Below are 20,850 nucleotides of genomic sequence, written 5' to 3'. Positions count from 1 at the left end.
CTGAAGGGAAGTAGAGCCCATGATCGGAGTAGACGTAGGCGGCACCTTCACCGACGTCGTAGCGATCACCAACGGGAAGATCGATACCGTCAAGGTCGCGACCGATGTCCAGCAGACCGAGCGCGGCGTACTGCGTGGTGCGCAAGAGATCGGCGTCGGTGACTCCACGGTCTTCAACCACGCCAGCACGCACGGACTCAACGCGATCATCACCCGCAGGCTCCCGAAGATCGCGTTCCTGACCACGCTGGGGCACCGCGACATCCTCGACATCGGACGTAACTGGCGGCCGGTCGAGGGGCTCACCGACCCCAACTGGCGCCGTCCGTTCGGCGACGCGGCCCGGCCGCTGGTGCCTCGCTACCTGCGTCGCGGTGTGCGTGAGCGGCTGACCGCCGACGGCGGCGTGCTGATCCAGCTCGACGAGGACCAGGCCCGCCAAGAGCTCGCGGTGTTGCGCCGTTGCGGCGTGCAGGGCGTCGCGATCTGTCTGATCAACGCATACCTGAACCGGTACCACGAGGAACTACTCCGTCAGCTGGTGCTCGAAGAGCTCGGCGACGTACCGGTCTCGATCTCGAGCGAGGTGTCGCCGCTGGCGAAGGAGTTCGCCCGCGCGTCGACCACCGTAATCGACGTGTTCATGAAGCTGATCTACGACGACTACACCAAGCGGCTAGACGGTGGCCTGCGTGACCTCGGCTTCGAAGGTGACCTGAACTTCGCCGACTGCGCCGCGCACCTGGTGCGTTCGGACGTCGCGATGGAGCACCCGTTCAAGGTGGTGTTCGCCGGTCCCGCGGCGGGCACCGTGGCGAGCGCACACCTGGGCAGCCTGCTCGGTGTCGGCAACCTGCTCTGTGCGGACGTCGGCGGCACGTCGTGCGACATCAGCATGGTGACCGAGGGCGAGCCGTTCGTGAACACCACGTTCGAGCTCGAGCACGACCTCGTGGTGAATGCGCTCTCGAACGAGGTCGACAGCATCGGTGCCGGCGGTGGCAGCCTCGTCACCAGCACCGCGACCGGCGAGCTGCAGGTGGGGCCGGGCAGCGCGGGCGCAGATCCAGGGCCGGCCTGTTACGGCGCCGGTGGCACTGAGCCGACGCTCACCGACGCCTGCCTGCTGATGGGCATCATCGACGCCGACGCCTTCGCCGGCGGCCAGATGCACCTGCGTCCCGACCTCGCCAGGGACGCGTTCGAGGGGCTGGACAGCCCACTCGACTACGAGCAGCGGGTCAGCTACGCGTTCAACATCGGGCTGAACAACATCGCGGAAGGCGTCGTCAACATCGCGATCAAGCACGGTGTCGACCCGCGCGACTACAGCCTCGTGGCGTACGGCGCGGCGGGGCCGATGCTGCTGCCCGCCACCCTCGACCTGGTGCACGCCCGCGAGGTCGTGGTGCCGCCGCACCCCGGTCTGTTCTCCGCGCTCGGTCTGCTCAGCTCCGACCTGGTCTACGCCGACAGCCGCAGTGCGTACACCATGCTCACGCCTGAGGCCGCGGCTTCGATCGACAAGGTGTACGCGCAGATGGAGGAGCAGCTGAGCAAGCGGCTCGGCGACATGGACGTGCGGTTCGTCCGCAGCTTCGACGGCCGGCTCGCCGGGCAGACCTGGGAGACGCCGTTCGTGGGCGTGCCCGACGGCGAGATCGACGGTGCCGCGGTGGAGACCATGATCGCCAACTTCCACGAACGCTACGAGCAGCGGTCGGGCAACAAGTTCGAGGCGCTGCCCGTGCAGGGCGTCACGTACCGGGTGGACGCGATCGTCGCGGCCGACAAGGTCGAGTACCCGGCGGCGCCTGAGCGCAACGGAGGCGCACCCGAGCCGACGCGCCAGATCGAGCTCCGTCACCTCGGCGACGACGTCGTCGGCGCCTCCGAGTACCAGCGAGCCGAGCTGTGCCGTGGCGACCAGGTCGCTGGTCCTGCGGTGATTCGCGAGCCCCTGTCCACCACCTTCCTCGTCGCCGGCCAGGTCGCCACGGTCGGAACGTACGGCGAGCTGCGGATCACCCGAGCCTGAGCGAAGGAGCGTCGACGACGATGACGAGCAATCCGCACGTGTCCCTGAAAGATGTGGACGAGGCGCAGTTCCTCGCCGAGTACGGAGCCGACAGGTTCACCGCATCCGTGTTGTCGAGCCGGATGCGCTACATCGTGCAGCACATGTGCTCCGACCTGTTGAACAACGCGTTCTCGATGATCCTGCGTGACTGGTACGACTTCGCTGCGACCATCTCAGGGCCACGCGAGCAGAACTACCCGATGGGCGCGGTGAGCAACAGCCTGGTGCTGTTCCTCGGCACGATGGCCGAGGCCGTACGTAACACGATCGAGGAGTACGGGCCGGCAGAGGTCCGCGAAGGCGACGTGATCATCGCCAACGACCCGTACCGCACCGGCAACCACGTCAACGACATCTGCTTCATCCGGCCGGTGTTCCACGACGGCAAGGTGGTCACCTACATCACTTTGCGCGCGCACCAGCTGGACATGGGTGGCATCGTGCCTGCGGGCTTCAGCGCCACCAAGCGCAATGTCTACGAGAACGGTCTGGTGATCTCGCCGTCGCTGTTGTACCGCGACGACAAGCCGATCCAGTCGTCGTTCAACCTGATCTTCGACAACGCGCGGATGGCGGCCCTGCTGCTGCCCGACATCAAGACCATCTACCAGAACCTGTTGCTCGGGGAGCGGCTGGTCAAGGAGAGCATCGAGAAGTACGGCATCGACGCGTACCTGGGTGCGATCAGGTACAGCTGTGACGTCTCGGCGGAGTCGATGCGCGAGGCGATCACACAGATCCCGGACGGCGTGTACCACGCGGAGGAAGGGATCGACTGCGACGGCATCGACGACACCGTCGAGTACCGGTTGAAGCTGGAACTGCGCAAGGCCGGCGAGAACATCGAGGTCGACCTCAGTGGTACTTCGCCGCAGGCGAGGACGAGCATCAACAGCGGCACCCTCGACACGAAGACGGCAGTCGGGGTCGCGCTGAAGTCGCTGATCGACCCGAGGACCAGGTTCACGTCCGGGTCGTACCGCAACATCGACGTGGTCATCCCGCCAGGCACCTTCGTGAGCGCGACACCGCCCGACGGGGCGATCTTCCTGTACTGGGAGACCGCAATGCCCGTGTTGCTGGCGATCTACCGGGCCTTGGAGCAGGCGCTGGGGGAGAACGCCGTGGGTGGCGACTACGGCTCGCTGAGCATCCACAACGCGCACGGTGTGCTGGACGACGGCACGCCGTGGGTGACCACCGCGCAGTGCGGCGGCGAGCACGGGCCGTGGGGTGCCACGAAGTACGCCGACGGCGACAGCTACGAGGCGATCTCACTCGCCAACAACCTGGACCCCGCGACCGAGGCGATCGAGTCCGATGTGCCCGGTGTCGTGCTCAGGAAGGAGTACGCGATCGACAGCGGTGGCCCTGGGACCAACCGCGGCGGTGCCGCGGTCTTCAAGGACACCATGTGGCTGCGCGAGGCCGAACACTGGTCGAGCCCCATGCACACCAAACGCACGAGTGGGGTCGGCGTGCACGGCGGCAAGGACGGCGGCACCGGAGCCGTCTGGTTCTTCGAGCCTGAGTCGTTCGACGTGGCGGCGAAGAAGGACATCATCGGTCTCGAGCGTGAAGTGTACGCGGATGCCGTGCCGATCTCGGGTGTGCTCGACCCCGAGACCAAGCACGTCGACCTGGAGAACGGTGAGTACTTCTACTTCGCGTCGTCACCGGTGTGGCAGACCAAGCGGGGTGCGGTGTTCCGCTACCTCACCAACGGCGGTGGCGGTTGGGGCAGCCCGCTGGAGCGCGACCCGGAGCGCGTTAAGAACGACGTGAGGGACGAGTACGTGAGCATCGAGGGCGCGTACCGCGACTACGGCGTCGTCATCACCGGTGACCCGGTGACCGACCCGGAAGGTCTCGTCATCGACCACGAGGCCACCAGCAGGCGCAGGGCCGAGCTTGCGGCGAGCACTGCGCAAGGTTGACGACGAGGAGGCGAATGCCGTGCCAGAGACAGAACTCAGCGACAAGCAGCGCCAGCTGCGAGACCAGTTCATCGAGGAACGTGGCTACTGGAGCCCGATCTGGGACGGGCTGCTGCAGCTCGACCCCGACTTCTTCGAGGCGTACGTCGAGTTCTCTTCGGTGCCGTGGCGCAAGGGTGTGCTCGAACCGAAGGTGCGCGAGCTGATCTACACCGCGATCGACGCGTCCACGACGCACCTCTACGAGCCGGGTCTGCGGGTGCATATCCGCAATGCGTTGAAGTACGGCGCTACGAAGGAAGAGATCATGGAGGTGTTCGAGCTGACGAGCGTGCTCGGCATCCACACCTGCACCCTGGGGGTGCCAGTGCTCATGGAGGAGCTCGAGGCCGCCGAAAAGAAGGACGACGGGACGTCGTGATGAGCCCTGTTGCACCGGTGCCAGGCGTGCTCCACCCCGAAGGACCTGGGTCGCTGCGCGGTGCGCGTGCGGTCGTGACGGGTGCGGCACGCGGCATCGGCCAGCAGGTGGCCGTCGAGCTGGCCAGGGCCGGTGCTGCGGTCACGGCGTTCGACGTGCTCGACCCGGCGGAGACCGTCGACCGGATCCAGGCGGAGGCGGGCGCCGCACGAGCGGCACACGTGGACGTCACCGACAAGGTGGCGGTCGTCGACGCGATGCGCGCCGCTGCCGGCACAGAAGGCAAGCTCGACGTACTGGTCACCGCTGCCGGCATCTACGGCGACACGATGGCGATCGACGACCTCGAGCAGGCGGAGGTCGACAAGGTGCTTTCGGTCAACGTCGTCGGCACGCTCTGGTGCGTGCAGGCGGCACTGCAGTACCTGCGGGCCGCCGACCGCGCGCGGGTCGTCTGCATCGGGTCGGTGGCCGGCCAGGTGGGCGGCGTGCTGGCCGGACCGCACTACGTCGCGAGCAAGGGCGGTGTGCACGCGCTCGTCGCGTGGTTGGCGAAGACCGAGGCGGCGCGCGGCATCGCGGCCAATGCGGTGGCTCCAGGGGTGGTCGACACCGACATGGTGGTCGGCCGCGGTTACCGGCCCGACTACTGTCCGCTCGGCAGGTTCGCCCAGCCGGAGGAGATCGCCAGGGTCGCGGTGTTCCTTGCGTCGCCGGCGGCGAGCTACATGACGGGCACCGTGGTCGACGTCAACGGTGGCTACCGGATGGGTTGACAACGAAACGGCAGGAGTTGGTCAAGGATGCCCTCACCTCAACATGTTGGCCCGCCCGTGGATCTCCGCGGGCGAGCGGCGGTCGTCACCGGTGCCGGGTCCGGTATCGGGAAGGCCTGCGCACAGCAGCTCGCCGCCGCCGGGGCGAGTGTCGCGCTGCTCGACCGCGACGGTGCCGCCGCGGCCAGTACGGGGAAGGATCTCGGCACGGCCGGCGCCGAGACCGTCGACGTCGAGGTCGACGTCACCGACGAGTCCGCGGTCGCCGCCGCGCTGGCCACCGCGAGCGACCGGCTGGGCCCGCCGCGCATCCTCGTCAACGCCGCCGGCATCGTGGTCAGGAAGCAGCTGCTCGAGACCTCGGTGGAGGAGTGGCGGCGAGTGCTCGACGTGAACGTCACCGGCTACTTCGTCATGCTGCAGCAGGTGGTGCCGAGGATGGCCGAAGCCGGTGGCGGTTCGATCGTGCAGATCGCGTCCATCGCCGGCCACATCGGCTACGGCTTCCCTTCGTACACGGCCGCGAAGGGCGGTGTGCTCGCGATGACGAAGCAACTCGCGGCCGAGCTGGCGCAGAGCCGGATCAGGATCAACTCGGTGAGCCCCGGGGTAGTGCATACGGGACTGAACAGGGACACACTTGCCACGTCCGCGATCCGGTCGGCGACCGAGTCGGCGACGCCGTGGGGACGGATCGGTGAGCCAGACGACATCGCTGCCGCCGTGCTCTACCTGTCCAGCCCGCAGGCCGACTACGTGACCGGCACCGACCTCATCGTGGACGGCGGCATGACCAGTGCCATCCACTTCGGCAAGGGCGGTGACGAGCTGCACAGCTTCCACGCCGATCCCGCGACGGAGCGACAGTAGGGGAACCTCGTGTACAACTTCGCATCGGTGCTCGACCACAACCTGGCGCGCTACCCGGACAAGGTCGTGATCAAGCAAGGCGACCGGTCGATCACGAACCGCGAGCTGCACGCGCGGGTCCGTGCGTTCGCCGCCGGACTACGTGACCGCGGCGTCGGCCGCGGCGACGTGGTGGCACTGCTGATGTACAACCACACCGAGTTCCTCGAGGTGGTCTTCGCCGTCAACCGGCTCGGTGCGGCGTTCCTGCCGTTGAACTACCGCCTCGCGCCGGCGGAGTGGCAGTACATCCTCGGGCACGCACGGGCCGCCGCGATCGTCACCGAGGAGCAGTTCGCCGACGACATCGAGGCGATCGCGGCCGACCTGCCTGGCCTGCGCCACCAGATCCTGCTCGGCCGCCCCGACCGTGCGCCCTGGCTGGGGTACGAACAGCTGGTGGCCGACCACCAGGACGCCGACGTCCCGGTGGCGGACGTCGGGGAGCACGACCTGCAACGGCTGATGTACACGTCGGGTACCACGTCCAGGCCGAAGGGCGTCTGCATCACGCACGGCAACGTGGTGTGGAAGCAGCTCGGGCACATCGCCGAGTTCGGTATCACCGCCGCCGACGTCACCTTGGTGTGCGGCCCGCTGTACCACGTGGGCGGGCTCGACCTGCCGGGCCTCGGCACGCTGCACGTCGGCGGCAGTCTGGTGGTGATGGAGAGGTTCGAGGCGGCAGCGGCCGTGCAACTCGTCGAGCAGGAACGGCCGACGAACGTCTGGCTCGCCCCCGCCATGATGAACGCCGTCCTACAGCTGCCAGATATCCTCGAACGCGACACCTCGTCGCTGCGGTTCATCATCGGTGGCGGCGAGAAGATGCCGGAACCGTTGGTGGAGAAGATCCTGCGCGCGTTCCCGAACGCCTGGTTCTCCGACGCGTACGGACTCACCGAGACGGTGTCAGGGGACACCTTCAACGACACCGAGCACGTGCTCGCCAAGGTCGGCTCTGTCGGGCGCCCGGTGATCCACCTGGAGGTCCGCATCGTCGACGAGACCGGCGCACCGGTGCCGCAGGGCCAGCTCGGCGAGATCGCTCTGCGCGGCCCGAAGGTCAGCCCCGGCTACTGGCGCGACGAGGCCGCGACGGCGGCCGCGTTCCGCGACGGCTGGTTCCACACCGGCGACGTGGGGCGGCTGGACGAGGACGGCTACCTCTACGTCGAGGACAGGAAGAAGGACATGATCGTCTCCGGCGGAGAGAACATCGCGACACCGGAGGTGGAACGGGTGCTCTACGAACACGACGGTGTCGTGGAGGCGGCGGTCGTCGGCATGCCGCACCCGCGGTGGGGTGAGGTGCCGAAGGCGTACGTCGTGCTGCGCGCGGACGCCGCGGTGGACTCCGCGGCCCTGCGGGAGTTCTGCCTGGCGCGGCTGGCGAAGTTCAAGGTGCCCGCCGAGTTCGAGTTCGTGGCCGCCCTGCCGCGGACGCCGAGCGGGAAGGTGCTCAAGCGCGACCTGCGCGCCGCAGTGCCGGAGACCACGGCCTCATGAGCGAGTTCGACCTCAGCGGAAGGGTCGCCTGGGTGACCGGCGCTGGCAAGGGGCTCGGCCGGGCGATGTCGCTCGCGCTGGCCCGTGCCGGCGCCACCGTCACGGTGACGTCGCGTACCGCCGCCGACCTCGAGTCGCTGGCCGGCGAGATCGGGCCGCGGGCGCTCGTGCTGCCTGGCTCGGTGGCGGACCCGCAGGTCGTCGACGGCTGCGTGGAACGGATCGTCGACGCGTACGGGCGGCTGGACGTGTTGGTCAACTGCGCCGGGATCAGCCCGCTCTTCAAGCGCAGCGAGCGCGTCACCGACGAGGAGTGGGCCGACGTGCTGCGGGTCAACCTGGACGGTGCGTTCTACTGCTGCCGTGCCGTAGGCAACCAGCTGCTCGCCCAGGGCGGCGGGAGCATCGTCAACGTCAGCTCGGTGCACGGCGTCAGCGGCTTCGAGCGGATCGCTGCGTACGCGGCAAGCAAGGGCGGGGTGGAGGCGCTGACCAGGGTGCTCGCGGTGGAGTGGGCGGACCGCGGGGTGCGGGTGAACGCACTCGCCCCCGGCTACTTCGCCACCGATCTCTCCGCCGGGCTGATGGCCAGCAGGTGGCGCGACACCATCGTCGGCGCGATTCCGCAGGGCAGGATCGGCGAAGGCAGCGACCTCGACGGTGCCGTGGTGTTCCTCGCGAGCGACGCGTCGCGGTACGTCACGGGCACCACGCTCTACGTCGACGGCGGCTGGACGGCCCGGTGACCGGCCTGCGGTAGCGTGCCGGCGTGATGTACCAACAACCGCAGCCCCTGCCCGGATTCGAGGGAGTCGAGACGTTCGCCAACCGGGTGGCGTTCGGCAAGTTCATCAAACGGATGATCCCGCTGCTCGTGTTCATGTTCCTGTTCGTCGTGGCGGTGCTCGCGTTCGTCTCGTGGTACTTCGTCCGCGGGGTGCTGATCTGGGTGATCGCCGTCCTGGGGGCGGCCGCGTGCTGCGCGCTGACCGTCTGGCTGAAGAAGCGGCAGTTCGACGGCACCTGGCGCACCGCGACGCTGCAGCTGTCGCCGTGGGGCGCCGTGCTCGACGAGCGGCACCTGCGCATAGAGATGCCGTGGCACGCAGTGCGGGCGATCGGGGCGGCCGACCTGATGGCGGTGGTGAAGCCGCCGGTGGCGTTCTCGCCGGCAACCGCCGTCGCCGGGCAGGCCATCAACGCCGCCACCGCTGCCCGGCCGCAGGACGGGCTGATCGGCGCGGGCGCCATGACGCTGAAGCCCGGCGCACCGGCGATGTTGCGTACCCAGGTGGCGCAGAACAACCGGGGCCGTCAGGTCGACCCGGCCAGCGGCCAGCCGCTGAACGCGATCCTGCTCGCGCAGTACGACCCCAACTGGCCGCAGGGCCGGATCGGTGCCTGGATCCGCGCCTACCGGCCCGACCTGCTCAGCTGACGCTCACCCGTACGGGGCCGCGCCGCGGGCGTGCGCAGGCCAAGCGCGACGTCGACCAGCAGGAAGGCGAGCAGGCTCAGCCCCAGCAGGGGCAGGAACCAGCCGACGCCGCACGCCACGGCCAGCAGGAGCGCCAGCGGTAGCCTCGGCAGCTGCTGCCAGCGCACCCGGCCGGGTGGCCGGGCCAGCTTGAGGTGGTGGCCGCGGGTGGGCCGCCGCAGCCACCACATCCGGTACCCGAGGCAGACCATGCCGACGATCGCGAGCGCGAGCAGCACCAGCCCGGCCTGGTTCCACCCGCCGAAGAGCAGCCCCATGTGCAGCTGGATCCCCCACCTGGCGAGCTTCGCGGCGAGCGGCCAGTCGTCGAACGCGATCCGCTCGGTGACCGCGCCGGTCCGCGGGTCGACCTCCATCGCATCCGCGCGTGCCGGCCAGCTCGTCTGCACCTGCTGCACGACGTAGCCGTCGGTGTGTGACGGCGGCCGCACCTCGTACGGCGCCGACATCCCCGCTGCGGCCGCCGCCCTGGCGGCCTGGTCGGGCCCGACGCCGGCGCGGTCGGAGGTGGTCATGCCGTGGCTGGGGTGCCCGCCCGTCGCGGCGACCGAGGGGGTCGCCCAGTCGAAGGCCTCGCGGACCGTGGTGACGTGCTCGCCGGCGAACCGCGACCAGGTCAGCCCGGTCGCCGACAGCATCAGCATGCCGAGCGCGGCGCACAGCCCGACGGTGACGTGCCACGACCGCGCGCGGCGACGTGGGCTCGCGGCCGTGCGCCGCCGACCGCGGCGGGCGGTCCACCACAACGCCAGCCCGCCGAGGGTGAGCACCCACAGCCAGGACGCGGCGAGCTCGCTGTAGACGCGGCCGGGTTCGCCGAGCCAGAGCTCGCGGTGCAGCTTGTCCACCACGGCCCGTACCGGCAGGGCGCCGCTGCTGCCGTACGTCGTCAGCTGGCCGCGCACCTCGCCGGTGACCGGGTCGACGAAGACCGTGCGGTGGTCACCGAACGGGGACCGGCCGCCGAAGAGCACGCGCGTGGTCTCGCCGGCGGCCGCGGCCGGTCTGATGGCGGTCAGCTGCGCGGTCGGCTCGACGGCGCGCGCGGAGACGAGCTGCTGCGCCAGCGGCAACGGGGTGCCGCGGCTCTCGGTGTGGAGCTGGTCGTCGTACACGACCTGCTCCAGCTGCGGGGTGAGGGCGTAGAGCATGCCGCTGATCGCGGCGACGAGGACGAACGGGCCGACGAAGATGCCGGCGTAGAAGTGCAGTCGCATCAGCAGCGGCCGGAACGCGGCCGCTGCGCTCGGGGTGTCGCGCATATGGGTGTCCTGTTCGTACAGTCGAGGAGCGGAGCGTCGAGGTAGCCGCCGGGTCGGCACCCAGGCGGGAGCTGCCGGTCCACGTCCGCCTGGAAGGTGACGAAGACCAGCCCGGAGTTGGCAGCCCGAGAGCTACGTCGACCGCACGTGCGGTCGACGTGACTCGGTGCTCGCTACCGCGGTGGCCCGCGTGCCGGCGCGACCGCGACGGCGCACTGGTCGGAGCACGTCGCGTCGACCGGGTCGGCCGGCTGCCACGGTGCGTGCCAGGCCGGCAGGCTCGGCACGGTCGGCATCCGAAGTGCCCGCAGCCCTAGCGCGTCGACGGTCGCCCACAGGCACAGCTCGCCGTACCGTGCGAAGGCGGTGGTGAGAGCCGTGCCGACCAGGTGCGCGGTCAGCATCCGGGCGCTGGAGGTGTGTGCGACGGAGTCGCTGGCCGTCACCAGGCTGACGACGTGCAGCGCGGCCTGGACGGCGAAGAACGTAGCGGCCAGCTGGACGGTCGACCAGGCGCGGTCGCTGAGCCAGAAACACAGCGGCGCGGCGACCGCGAGGACGACGGCAACGATCCCACCCGGCGGCGGCGTGCCCCCGGCGGCCACATGGCACCCGACCGCCAACAGCGTGGCGATACCCGACACCGCGACAGCCCGCACCGCCCGCCCTGTGCCTGAACACAGCGCAAGCCCCGCCCGGTCACGGTCGTCGACCACCGGGCGAGCATAGGCCCCGCCTGCCCGGAGCCCGGCCGCGGCCCGGGTGGGCGTGAGCGCCGCGGTCTGGGTGCCAACCTGCCCCTGTGGGTGCCCGGTATGCGGCCCGGGTGGGCCCGGCGCCCGCCCGGTTGCGGTGTGGTGCCTGGTGCGGCCCGCGGGGTCATGGGGTGCGGACGCCGCGGCCCGACACCCCCCGGTGTCGGGCCGCGGTCTGCCCACTCGGGCTAGGCGGTGGCGCGGAGGCCGGCGATGAACCACTCGTACGGTGCGATCATGCTCGGGATCGAGCTGCTCCAGCCGTTGATGGTGCCGATCAGCTCCCAGTAGCGCTCCACCCTGCGGTCGGTGAAGGTAGCCAGCTGGTCGGCGAGCTCCGTACGGAACGCCGGCGCCGACGGGTCGTCGCCGGTACGGGCGTGGGCGGCGGCCAGCTCGTCGACGATCGGACGGGCCTGCTCCGACGCCGGGTCGATGCCGTCGGCCAGCGCCTGGTTCGCCAACTCGGCGACCAGCTGCGCCGCCCGCTGCACCTCCTCGGTCGGCTGCTCGCCCTGCTCGACGCCCTTGACGCTCATCTCCCTGGCCCGGGCCTTGAAGTCCGGGTCCTGGATGAGCTCGGCGAGCTCGACCCAGGCCTCGACCTGCTGCTGGCTCGGCTCGTCCGGCAGGTCGGGTAGCGCCTGCCGGTACATCTGTTCCACGGTGCCCCCGGGCACCTCGGCGAAGACGTCGTCGAGGAAGTCCGTGACGAGCCGCCGCCGCTCCTCTCCTGACATCTGGGCCAACTTGTTCATGATCTCCATCTCCTCGGGTGTGGCCCCGCGGTCGGCCACCGCACGCAGCACCGTGTGATGCAGGCGCAGTGTCTTGATGTGCGCGTCGAGCGCGTCCGCGTGCGCCGCGGCGACCTCGGAGACGGTGACCTCACGCGCCAACACCCGTTGGGCGGTGCGCAGGTCGACGCCGAGGTCGCGCAACGTACGGACGAGCGCGAGCCGGGCAAGGGCGTCTTGCCCGTACATCCGGTAGCCGGCGGGTGTACGGTCGGCCGGCGGCACCAGGCCCTCGTCGGACCAGAACCTGACGGTCTTCACCGTCAGGCCGGTACGCCGAGCAAGCTCCCCGATGGGGAACAGTCGCTCGTCCTCCGTGAGCGCAGCGCTGCCGTCCATGTCTTCCACCGTGCACCCTCCAGTCGCTGGAGACTCAACCCTCAATTGTGGATCGGGTGCCAGTCGGCGCGCAGGTCGGTCAGCCGGAGCGCAGCACCGGGCGGAGGTCGTCGAGCACGCCGGCGTCCTCGATGGTGGACGGCACCGGCTCCTCGCGCCCGTCGGCGATGCCGCGCAGCGTCTTGCGCAGGATCTTCCCCGACCGGGTCTTCGGCAGCGCCCGTACGACGTCCACCCGCCGCATCGACGCGATGCCGCCGACCTGGTCGCGTACCTGCTGTACGAGCTCGGCCTGCAGCTGCTCGCCGTCCACCTCGACCCCGGCTTTCAGCACGACGAACGCGCGCGGCACTTGGCCCTTGAGCTCGTCGTGCACGCCGATCACACAGCATTCGGCGACGGCGGGGTGCGAGGCGATGGTTTCCTCCATGGTGCCCGTCGACAGCCGGTGCCCGGCGACGTTGATGACGTCGTCGGTGCGGCCCATCACGAACAGGTAGCCGTCCTCGTCCAGGTGCCCGCCGTCGCCGGTGAGGTAGTAGCCGGGATGCCGCGACAGGTACGACTGCTGGTACCTGTCGTCCGCGCCCCACAGGGTGGGCAGGCACCCGGGCGGCAGCGGCAACCGGATCACGATGTCGCCGTCCTCGCCCGCCGGCGCCTCGCTGCCGTCCGGTTGCAGCACGCGCACGTCGTAGCCGGGTACGGGCACGCTCGGCGAGCCGGGCTTCGGCGGCATCGGGTCGAGGCCACGCAGGTTCGCGGCGATCGGCCAGCCGGTCTCCGTCTGCCACCAGTGGTCCAGTACCGGGATGCCGAGCAGCTCGGCCGCCCAGTGGTACGTCTCCGGGTCGAGCCGCTCGCCGGCGAGGAACAGGTAGCGCAGCGAGGAGACGTCGTAGTCCTGCAGCAGCGCGCCCTTTGGGTCCTCCTTCTTGATTGCGCGGAACGCCGTCGGGGCGGTGAACACCACGTGCACGCCGTAGTGCTGCACGAGCCGCCAGTACGCGCCGGCGTCCGGGGTGCCGACCGGCTTGCCCTCGTACAGCACGGTTGTGCAGCCGTGCAGCAGCGGCGCGTACACGATGTACGAGTGCCCGACCACCCAGCCGATGTCGGAGCCGGTGAACATCACCTCGCCGGAGGCGAGGCCGTAGATGTTGTACATGCTCCACTTCAGCGCGACCGCGTGGCCGCCGTTGTCGCGCACGATGCCCTTCGGCTTCCCCGTCGTGCCCGACGTGTAGAGCACGTACAGCGGGTCGTTCGACGCGACGGGCACGCAGTCGACCGGGGTGGCCGTAGCCATCAGCTCGTGCCAGTCGTGATCGCGTGGTGGGTGCAGCTCGGTGGTCGCCTGCTCGCGCTGCAGCACGACGCAGTGCCGTGGCTGGTGGCTGGAGAGCTCGAGCGCGCGGGCGAGTAGCGGCCCGTACTCGACCACCCGGGCCGGCTCGACGCCGCACGACGCGGACACGATCACCGTCGGGGCGGCATCCTCGATGCGGGCCGCCAGCTCGGCCGGTGCGAACCCGCCGAACACCACGGAGTGCACCGCGCCGATGCGGGCGCAGGCGAGCATGGCGACGACCGCCTCGGACACCATCGGCATGTAGATGACCACCCGGTCGCCCTTGGCCACGCCGAGCCCGTGGAGCGCACCGGCGAACTTCGCGACCTCGTCGCGCAGCTCCCGGTAGGTGTACGAGCGCGCGGTGCCGGTGACCGGGCTGTCGTAGCGCAGTGCCGGCTGGTCGGCGCGGCCGCCGTCGACGTGCCGGTCGAGCGCGTTGTGGCAGGTGTTCAGCACGCCGTCGGGGAACCAGCGGTAGAACGGCGGGTTGCTGTCGTCGAGCGCACGGCTTGGCGGTCGGTACCAGTCGATGTCGGCCGCCGCGGCCAACCAGAAGCCGTCCTCGTCCGAGATGCTGCGTGCGTGTGCCTCGGCGTACGTGCTCATGTCGTCCTCCCTCGGCATGCCGTCTTCGAGGACCGTACTGCGAGAACGCCGTGCGCGAAACGGTCAGGCCGACGGCAGCTGGCAGCTGCTGCGGTGCGGGGTGGCGACGCCGCGGGTGGAGATGCACCCGGCCAGGTGGTACGTCTGCTGCCCGTAGTGCGCGTCCTGGACGACCGTGACGCGGCCGCCGCGGTCGACCTCGCACGGGTTGTCCAGGCTGCAGTCGTCGCCTGAGTCCTCGTACGCCGTGTTGTTCACGCCGACGACCTCGCCCTCGGGGCCGACGATCGGTGACCCGGAGCTGCCGCCCACGGTGTCGCAGCCGGCCGTGTACCTGATGGCGTCCCGCGACGTGTACCCGTCCTCGCGCAGCTCGGGCACGAAGCCGTCGATGGCGCAGGAGTACACCCGGCGCCAGTAGCCGGAGACGACGTCGATCTCGGTGCCGGCCTTCGGCCGCGTCTCGGCGAGGGGGAGCGCGTCGGTGTCGTAGTCCGCGCGGAGGTCGGCGTACGTCTCGCGCAGCCGGTACACCGCGGCGTCGGTGTCGGTCATCGTCGCGTAGACCAGGCGATCTGCGGTCAGCTCGCCCAGTTCCTCGCCGGCGGGATCGAGCAGCGTGAAGGTACGCTCGGACGCCCGGTTGCTGACCACCTCACCGGGCTCGGGCAGCGTCGGCAGACAGTGGCCGTTGGTCAGCACGAGCGCCTGGTCGGACGCGGTGGCATCCGGCAGCTGCACCACCGCGCCCGAGCAGCTGCTCAGCTCGACGATGGCACCGAATTCCCCGTCGGCGCCCGCCGTGGCCGGCCCGGCCGCGGGCACCGTCGCGGCGACGGCCGCCACGGCCGCCGCGGCCAGCACCCTGCCTGCGGTGAACGATCGCATCTGCCCTCCCGGAGTGGAGCACGATACGTGCCTCCGCGGCGATACCCTCGGTCCGGCCCGAGGTGACATCAACCACACCAGGCCGTGGTCAGCGCGCCGGGCCCGCTGCAGCGAGCGGCGTCGAGCGTGCTGATCATCTAGGGTCCTGCCATGAGCGTCGCTGACCAGCCGAACGCGCGGATCGGGGTCCTCGGACCGCACCGACCGCAGGTACATGAAGAAGCGTGGGTCGCGCCTGGTGCCGTGCTCGTCGGGCGGGTGCGCATCGGTGCCAGGTCCAGCATCTGGTACGGCTGCGTGCTCCGAGCCGACGACGAGGACGTCGTGGTGGGCGAGGAGGTCAACATCCAGGACCTCTCCTGCCTGCACTCCGACCCGGGCGAGCCCGCGGTGCTCGAGGAGCGGGCCTCCGTCGGGCACCGGGCGATCGTGCACGGTGCGCGGATCGGGGCCGGTTCGCTGATCGGCATGGGCGCGGTGGTACTCGGCGGCGCGGACATCGGTGCCGGTTCGCTGGTCGCGGCGGGCGCCGTGGTGCGGCCGGGCACCGTCGTGGCGCCGGGCATGCTGGTCGCCGGCGTGCCGGCGAAGGTGCTGCGCCCGCTGAAGGGCGTCGAGCAGGGGATGCTCGAGCACACCTGGGCGTCGTACCTGGGCCGCACCGAGGTGCACCGCAACGCCGAGTGGGACTGACGCCGGTCAGCGGTTCCGGGCGGTGACGTACGCCGCCACCTGGTCGAGCTCCTCGCGGGTGCCGGCGGCCAGCGGGACGTCGCGGACGGCGCCGAGGGCGCGCGCCAGGGCGGCCGCCGCCTGCTGTTCTGCCCAGTCGCGGCCGCCGGCGGCGGCCACCAGGTCGGCGCAGCGCTGCAGGTCGGTCTCGGCCAGGTCGGTGGCTGCGTACAGCTCGGCCAGCTCCGTCGACGCCGGCTCGCCCGCGCGCAGCGCGTAGACCACGGGCAGCGACTTCTTCCGCACCCGCAGGTCGGCGAGCACGGGCTTGCCCGTGCTCTCGGCCGCGCCCCAGATGCCGAGTACGTCGTCGACGAGCTGGAACGCCACGCCCAGGTGCCGGCCGTACGCGGCCAGCGCGTGCGTGACCTCCTCCGGCCCGCTGACGTACGCCGAGCCGATCGCCGCAGCCCCGGACAGCAGGGCTGCGGTCTTGTCCTCGGCCATCTGCAGGCACTCCTCGACGGTCACGTCCAGGCGGTGCTCGAACGACACGTCCGCCGCCTGCCCGGCGAGCATCCGGTTGGTCGCCTCGGACAGCCAGCGGCTCGCGCCGTAGCTGCCGGCCGGCTCCGCGCCCACCACGTGGTACGCCAGGTTGAGCAGCGCGTCACCGGCGAGGATGGCCGCGGGTACGCCGAACTCAGCCCAGACGGTCGGTCGGTGGTGCCTGGTGCGGTCACCGTCGATCAGGTCGTCGTGCAGCAGCGACGAGTTGTGCACCAGCTCCACGGCGACAGCGGCCGGTACGGCCGCCCGCTCCGCGGAGCCGGCGGCACGGGCCCCGAGCAGCGCCAGCGTCGGCCGCAGCGCCTTGCCTACCCCGCCGTCGTGCGGGTTACCGTCGCGGTCCAGCCAGCCGAAGTGGTAGCCGACCAGCCGCTGCAGCCCGGCGGGCAGGTGCTCGACCGCGGCGCGCAGCGCGGGCTGGATCGTCGTGCGCGCGGTGTCTACCGCAGGCGGAGCTGTGACCACGATCGCAGCGTACGTCCCGGTGACACAGCGATGAGGATTGGGCATGCTGACGTACGTTCGCCCCTGCGACACGATTGGAAGCACAGTGAGCGACGACGCCACGAACGACCCCGCCGAACCGCGGGTGCTCTGGGAACCGCCTGCCAACGTGCGCGAGACCACCCGCATCGGTGCGTACCTGCGCTGGCTGGAGGAGGCCAAGGGGCGGCACTTCGCGACCTACCAGGACCTGTGGCAGTGGTCGGTGGACGACCTGGACGGCTTCTGGGCGTCGATCTGGGAGTACTTCCAGATCCGGTCGCACACGCCCTACACGGAGGTCCTCGGCAACCGGACCATGCCGGGCGCCACCTGGTTCACCGGCGCCACGCTGAACTACGCCGAGCACGTGCTGCTGCCGTCCGGGGTCGGTGCCGACGACGTCCTCGTGGTCGCGCGGTCGCAGAGCAGGGAGCCGGTCGAGCTGACGCTCGCCGAGCTGCGCGACCAGGTCGCACGGGCGCGTGCGGGCCTGCGCAGGCTCGGCGTGGGCCGTGGCGACCGGGTCGCCGCGTACCTGCCGAACGTCCCCGAGACCGTGGTGCTGTTCCTGGCGAGCGCGAGCCTCGGGGCGGTGTTCTCCTCGTGCGCACCGGAGTTCGGTACGCGCAGCGTGGTCGACCGGTGGCAGCAGATCGAGCCGAAGGTGCTCGTCGCCGTGGACGGCTACCGGTACGGCGCCAAGGACATCGACAGGACCACGGAGCTCGCCCAGATCCGGGCGGCGCTGCCGAGCCTCGCCCACGCCGTCGTGCTGCCGTACCTGACAGCTGAACCGGACGTCCCCGACGCGCTGACCTGGCAGGAGCTGCTCGCCGAGCCGGGCGAGCTGGCGTTCGACCCGATGCCGTTCGACCACCCGCTGTACGTGCTGTACTCGTCCGGCACGACCGGCCTGCCGAAGCCGATCGTGCACTGCCACGGCGGCATCCTCGTCGAGCACCTGAAGAAGCTGGCCTTCCACGACGATCTCGGTCCAGGTTCCCGGTTCTTCTGGTTCTCCACCACCGGCTGGATGATGTGGAACTACCTGGTCTCCGGCCTGCTCGTGGGCGCGACGATCCTGCTGTACGACGGTAATCCCGGGTACCCGGATCTCGGTGAGCTCTGGCGGTTCGCCGAGGAGACGGAGATGACGTTCTTCGGCACCAGCGCGCCGTACCTGATGGCCTGCCGCAAGGAGGGCCTGCAGCCGCGCGCGACCGCGGACCTGTCCCGCCTGCGCGGCGTCGGCTCCACCGGCGCACCGCTGCCGGTGGAGGGCTTCCGCTGGGTGTACGAGAACGTCGCGGACCCCGAGGGCCCCGGCCTGCTGCTGAACTCTACGTCCGGCGGCACGGACGTGTGTACGGCGTTCGTGGGCTCGGTGCCGTTGCTGCCGGTGCGGGAGGGCGAGATCCCCTGCCGCTGCCTCGCCGCCAAGGTGGAGGCGTACGACGAGGCGGGCCGGCCGGTGATCGGGCGGGAGGGTGAGCTGGTGCTCACTGCGCCCATGCCGTCGATGCCGGTCGGGTTCTGGGGCGACGACGACGGCTCGCGCTACCGGGCGGCGTACTTCGACACGTTCCCTGGTGTGTGGCGCCACGGCGACTGGGTCACCGTGGACGAGCACGGCAGATGCGTGATCACCGGCCGGTCGGACGCCACCTTGAACCGCGGCGGTGTGCGGCTTGGCACATCGGAGTTCTACGCGGTGGTCGAGAGCCTGCCCGAGGTCGCCGACAGCCTGGTCGTGCATCTGGACGATCCGGACGACCCGTCCGGCCGGCTGTTGCTGTTTCTCGTGCTGCGCGAGGGGAAGTCGTTGGGCGACGAGCTGCGCCGACGGATCGCTGGTGAGCTGCGTACGTCGCTGTCGCCCCGGCACGTGCCGGACGCGATGCACCAGGTCAGCGACGTGCCGCGCACGCTCTCCGGGAAGAAGCTGGAGGTGCCGGTCAAGCGGATCCTCACCGGCGCGCCGGTCGAGACCGCCGCCGCGAAGGGGGCGCTGGCCAACCCGGACGCACTGGCCGAGTTCGAGGGATTCGGGCAGTCGGTGACCCAGTGAGGGGATCGCTACGCACAGCGGAAACGGCCCTGCGGCCAACCCCGCGGAGTGGACGCGTAACCTCGTGGTTGCCCTAGTATGCCCAACGCGTAACCGCCGCGTTCATAGGAGCTAACACGTGCGTATACGCCTTACGCCACGAGATCATTCGTTTTACGAGCTGTTTACGGAGGCAGCGAAGAACAACTTGGTGGGTTCGCGTCTGCTCGTCGAACTGTTCAACGACGGCGCGGACCGGGCCGCGATCGCGGACAAGATGCGCGAGTGCGAGCACGCCGGGGACGACTGCGTGCACCGCGTCATGCAGCGCATGAACCAGACGTTCGTCACTCCGTTCGACCGGCAGGACATCTACCGGTTGGCCAGCGAGATGGACGACGTCATGGACTACATGGAGGCGGCCGCCGACCTGGTCGTGCTCTACCAGCTCGACGAGCTGCCGCGGGAGATGATCAAGCAGGTCGAGGTGCTCGAGCGGGCGGCCGAGCTGACGGCGGAGGCGATGCCCAGGCTGAAGGCGATGCGGGATCTCCAGGAGTACTGGATCGAGATCAACCGGTTGGAGAACCAGGGCGATCAGATCTACCGCAAACTGCTCGCGCACCTCTTCGGCGGCACCTATGACGCGCTGACCGTGATGAAGCTGAAGGAGATCGTCGACCAGCTCGAGCAGGCGATGGACTCCTTCGAACACGTCGCCAACACGGTCGAGACCATCGCGGTCAAGGAGTCCTGACCGTTGGCAGCGCAACGGTCGATGGCGGTTGAGCGAGGGAACGGGCGCACGTAATGGAGTTAGTCGGGCTCATCGCCGTACTGGCCGTCGCTCTCTTCTTCAACTACACCAACGGTTTCCACGATGCCGCGAACGCCATCGCGACCGCGGTGTCGACGCGGGCACTCACCCCGCGGGTCGCCTTGGCGATGGCAGCGATCATGAACCTCATCGGTGCCTTCCTCGGTACGAAGGTCGCGGCGACGGTGGGGGAGGGCATCATCGCCCCGCCGAAGGGCTCTGCGGGGCTGATCATCGTCTTCGCGGCGCTCGCAGGGGCGATCGTGTGGAACCTGATCACCTGGTACTTCGGGTTGCCGTCGTCGTCGTCACACGCTCTGATCGGCGGGATGGTCGGTGCCGCGATCGCCGGGAGCAGCGACGTGATCTGGGGCGGAGTACTCGACAAGGTCGTCATCCCCATGGTGCTCTCGCCGATCGTCGGCGGGCTGCTCGGGTATCTGGTGATGCTCGCCATCCTGTGGCTGTTCCGCAACTATCCGCCGGCGAAGCTGAACCGCGGGTTCCGGGTCGCGCAGTCGATCTCGGCGGCCGCCATGGCACTCGGCCACGGCCTGCAGGACGCGCAGAAGACGATGGGCATCATGGTCCTCGCCCTGGTGACCACCGGCTACCACGAGGGCTTCCAGGTCCCGGTGTGGGTGACCGTGTCGAGCGCGTTGGTGATCTCGCTCGGCACCTACTCGGGTGGCTGGCGGATCATGCGGACGCTGGGCCGCCGGGTGATCGAGCTCGACCCGCCGCACGGCTTCGCCGCCGAGGCGACCGCGTCGTCGGTGCTCTACACCACCGCGTTCGTGTTCGCGGCGCCGATCTCCACGACGCACACCATCACCTCGGCGATCATGGGTGTCGGTGCGACGAAGCGGCTGTCCGCTGTGCGTTGGGGCGTGGCGGGCAACATCATCACGGCCTGGGTGCTGACCATCCCGGCCGCGGCACTGGTCGCCGCGGTCGTGTACTGGATCGCGAAGGCGCTGCTGCCCGTCTAGATGAGTGATTCCTTGAAGGGTGTGGTCGGCGCGGCTGCGGAGACGTGGGGCGGAGGGTGTTCAAGATCGATGTGTGACCAAAGAACTGAACACCCTCCTGACAGCACTGTATGTGGTGGTCGACGATCACGTGGT

The 20,850-nt window shown here is 70.0% G+C and carries 18 protein-coding genes; 12 read left to right on the top strand and 6 right to left on the bottom strand.

Annotation, left to right across the window (positions count from 1 at the left end):
• Positions 1 to 19: 19 nt before the first annotated feature.
• Genes GEV07_15705 through GEV07_15670 form a run of 8 tightly spaced genes read left to right on the top strand, consistent with a single transcriptional unit; the run spans position 20 to position 9,070 of the window.
• The gene (locus GEV07_15705; protein ID MQA04102.1) at positions 20 to 2,038 is read left to right on the top strand and encodes a hydantoinase/oxoprolinase family protein; all 2,019 of its coding nucleotides are present in this window, start codon (positions 20 to 22) and stop codon (positions 2,036 to 2,038) included.
• 20 nt (positions 2,039 to 2,058) lie between these two features.
• On the top strand, positions 2,059 to 4,017 hold the full coding sequence (locus tag GEV07_15700) for a hydantoinase B/oxoprolinase family protein (protein ID MQA04101.1): 1,959 nt from the start codon (positions 2,059 to 2,061) through the stop codon (positions 4,015 to 4,017).
• A gap of 19 nt (positions 4,018 to 4,036) precedes the next feature.
• On the top strand, positions 4,037 to 4,438 hold the full coding sequence (locus tag GEV07_15695) for a carboxymuconolactone decarboxylase family protein (protein MQA04100.1): 402 nt from the start codon (positions 4,037 to 4,039) through the stop codon (positions 4,436 to 4,438).
• Positions 4,439 to 4,491: 53 nt separating this feature from the next.
• The gene (locus GEV07_15690; GenBank protein MQA04099.1) at positions 4,492 to 5,214 is read left to right on the top strand and encodes an SDR family oxidoreductase; all 723 of its coding nucleotides are present in this window, start codon (positions 4,492 to 4,494) and stop codon (positions 5,212 to 5,214) included.
• A gap of 27 nt (positions 5,215 to 5,241) precedes the next feature.
• Entirely contained in the window at positions 5,242 to 6,084 is an 843-nt protein-coding gene (locus tag GEV07_15685) for a glucose 1-dehydrogenase (GenBank protein ID MQA04098.1), read from the top strand.
• A gap of 9 nt (positions 6,085 to 6,093) precedes the next feature.
• Positions 6,094 to 7,632 (top strand): long-chain-fatty-acid--CoA ligase, encoded by a 1,539-nt coding sequence (locus GEV07_15680; GenBank protein ID MQA04097.1) that lies wholly within the window; start codon positions 6,094 to 6,096, stop codon positions 7,630 to 7,632.
• The gene (locus GEV07_15675; GenBank protein MQA04096.1) at positions 7,629 to 8,378 is read left to right on the top strand and encodes a glucose 1-dehydrogenase; all 750 of its coding nucleotides are present in this window, start codon (positions 7,629 to 7,631) and stop codon (positions 8,376 to 8,378) included. Before GEV07_15680 ends, GEV07_15675 begins: the two co-directional genes overlap by 4 nt.
• A gap of 23 nt (positions 8,379 to 8,401) precedes the next feature.
• Positions 8,402 to 9,070 carry a hypothetical protein gene (locus GEV07_15670; GenBank protein MQA04095.1) on the top strand — a complete coding sequence of 223 codons (669 nt, stop codon included), beginning with the start codon at positions 8,402 to 8,404 and terminating at the stop codon, positions 9,068 to 9,070.
• On the opposite strand, the gene GEV07_15665 is transcribed toward GEV07_15670, so the two are convergent.
• From GEV07_15665 to GEV07_15645, 5 genes are all read right to left on the bottom strand, one after another.
• Positions 9,046 to 10,392 carry a PepSY domain-containing protein gene (locus GEV07_15665; GenBank protein ID MQA04094.1) on the bottom strand — a complete coding sequence of 449 codons (1,347 nt, stop codon included), beginning with the start codon at positions 10,390 to 10,392 and terminating at the stop codon, positions 9,046 to 9,048. The genes GEV07_15670 and GEV07_15665 overlap by 25 nt on opposite strands.
• A 173-nt stretch (positions 10,393 to 10,565) precedes the next feature.
• A complete protein-coding gene (locus GEV07_15660; GenBank protein MQA04093.1) occupies positions 10,566 to 11,108 on the bottom strand; it encodes a hypothetical protein in 543 nt (180 codons plus the stop codon).
• A gap of 227 nt (positions 11,109 to 11,335) precedes the next feature.
• Positions 11,336 to 12,283, bottom strand: coding sequence for a MerR family transcriptional regulator (locus GEV07_15655; GenBank protein ID MQA04092.1), 948 nt, complete (start codon positions 12,281 to 12,283; stop codon positions 11,336 to 11,338).
• Between the two features lie 79 nt (positions 12,284 to 12,362).
• Positions 12,363 to 14,243 carry an AMP-binding protein gene (locus GEV07_15650; protein ID MQA04091.1) on the bottom strand — a complete coding sequence of 627 codons (1,881 nt, stop codon included), beginning with the start codon at positions 14,241 to 14,243 and terminating at the stop codon, positions 12,363 to 12,365.
• Positions 14,244 to 14,306: 63 nt separating this feature from the next.
• Positions 14,307 to 15,131 (bottom strand): serine protease, encoded by an 825-nt coding sequence (locus tag GEV07_15645; GenBank protein MQA04090.1) that lies wholly within the window; start codon positions 15,129 to 15,131, stop codon positions 14,307 to 14,309.
• Between the two features lie 150 nt (positions 15,132 to 15,281).
• Here GEV07_15645 and GEV07_15640 point away from each other — a divergent pair, with 150 nt between their 5' ends.
• Entirely contained in the window at positions 15,282 to 15,824 is a 543-nt protein-coding gene (locus GEV07_15640) for a gamma carbonic anhydrase family protein (GenBank protein MQA04089.1), read from the top strand.
• 6 nt (positions 15,825 to 15,830) lie between these two features.
• Here GEV07_15640 and GEV07_15635 read toward each other — a convergent pair whose 3' ends face one another.
• Positions 15,831 to 16,883: a polyprenyl synthetase family protein gene (locus tag GEV07_15635; protein MQA04088.1), complete on the bottom strand. Its 1,053-nt coding sequence runs from the start codon at positions 16,881 to 16,883 to the stop codon at positions 15,831 to 15,833.
• Between GEV07_15635 and GEV07_15630 the strand changes: the two genes are divergently transcribed.
• From GEV07_15630 to GEV07_15620, 3 genes are all read left to right on the top strand, one after another.
• The gene (locus GEV07_15630; protein MQA04087.1) at positions 16,882 to 18,927 is read left to right on the top strand and encodes an acetoacetate--CoA ligase; all 2,046 of its coding nucleotides are present in this window, start codon (positions 16,882 to 16,884) and stop codon (positions 18,925 to 18,927) included. The genes GEV07_15635 and GEV07_15630 overlap by 2 nt on opposite strands.
• Before the next feature lie 118 nt (positions 18,928 to 19,045).
• Positions 19,046 to 19,663 carry a DUF47 family protein gene (locus tag GEV07_15625; GenBank protein ID MQA04086.1) on the top strand — a complete coding sequence of 206 codons (618 nt, stop codon included), beginning with the start codon at positions 19,046 to 19,048 and terminating at the stop codon, positions 19,661 to 19,663.
• 53 nt (positions 19,664 to 19,716) lie between these two features.
• Positions 19,717 to 20,715, top strand: a complete 999-nt coding sequence (locus tag GEV07_15620) for an inorganic phosphate transporter (protein MQA04085.1) — start codon at positions 19,717 to 19,719, stop codon at positions 20,713 to 20,715.
• The last annotated feature ends 135 nt before the right edge of the window (positions 20,716 to 20,850 follow it).

This window comes from Streptosporangiales bacterium (assembly GCA_009379825.1).
GTDB lineage: Bacteria > Actinomycetota > Actinomycetes > Streptosporangiales > WHST01 > WHST01.
The sequence above is the reverse complement of the archived record's forward strand: the minus strand, read 5'-3'. Positions and strand labels throughout refer to the sequence as shown.

Excerpts from the sequence above, each read along its gene's own strand:
- GEV07_15700 (MQA04101.1), top strand. The coding sequence starts at position 2,059 with ATGACGAGCAATCCGCACGTGTCCCTGAAAGATGTGGACGAGGCGCAG.
- GEV07_15675 (MQA04096.1), top strand. The coding sequence starts at position 7,629 with ATGAGCGAGTTCGACCTCAGCGGAAGGGTCGCCTGGGTGACCGGCGCT.
- GEV07_15650 (MQA04091.1), bottom strand. The coding sequence starts at position 14,243 with ATGAGCACGTACGCCGAGGCACACGCACGCAGCATCTCGGACGAGGAC.
- GEV07_15655 (MQA04092.1), bottom strand. The coding sequence starts at position 12,283 with ATGGACGGCAGCGCTGCGCTCACGGAGGACGAGCGACTGTTCCCCATC.
- GEV07_15645 (MQA04090.1), bottom strand. The coding sequence starts at position 15,131 with ATGCGATCGTTCACCGCAGGCAGGGTGCTGGCCGCGGCGGCCGTGGCG.
- GEV07_15630 (MQA04087.1), top strand. The coding sequence starts at position 16,882 with ATGCTGACGTACGTTCGCCCCTGCGACACGATTGGAAGCACAGTGAGC.
- GEV07_15685 (MQA04098.1), top strand. The coding sequence starts at position 5,242 with ATGCCCTCACCTCAACATGTTGGCCCGCCCGTGGATCTCCGCGGGCGA.
- GEV07_15620 (MQA04085.1), top strand. The coding sequence starts at position 19,717 with ATGGAGTTAGTCGGGCTCATCGCCGTACTGGCCGTCGCTCTCTTCTTC.
- GEV07_15635 (MQA04088.1), bottom strand. The coding sequence starts at position 16,883 with ATGCCCAATCCTCATCGCTGTGTCACCGGGACGTACGCTGCGATCGTG.
- GEV07_15705 (MQA04102.1), top strand. The coding sequence starts at position 20 with ATGATCGGAGTAGACGTAGGCGGCACCTTCACCGACGTCGTAGCGATC.
- GEV07_15640 (MQA04089.1), top strand. The coding sequence starts at position 15,282 with ATGAGCGTCGCTGACCAGCCGAACGCGCGGATCGGGGTCCTCGGACCG.
- GEV07_15665 (MQA04094.1), bottom strand. The coding sequence starts at position 10,392 with ATGCGCGACACCCCGAGCGCAGCGGCCGCGTTCCGGCCGCTGCTGATG.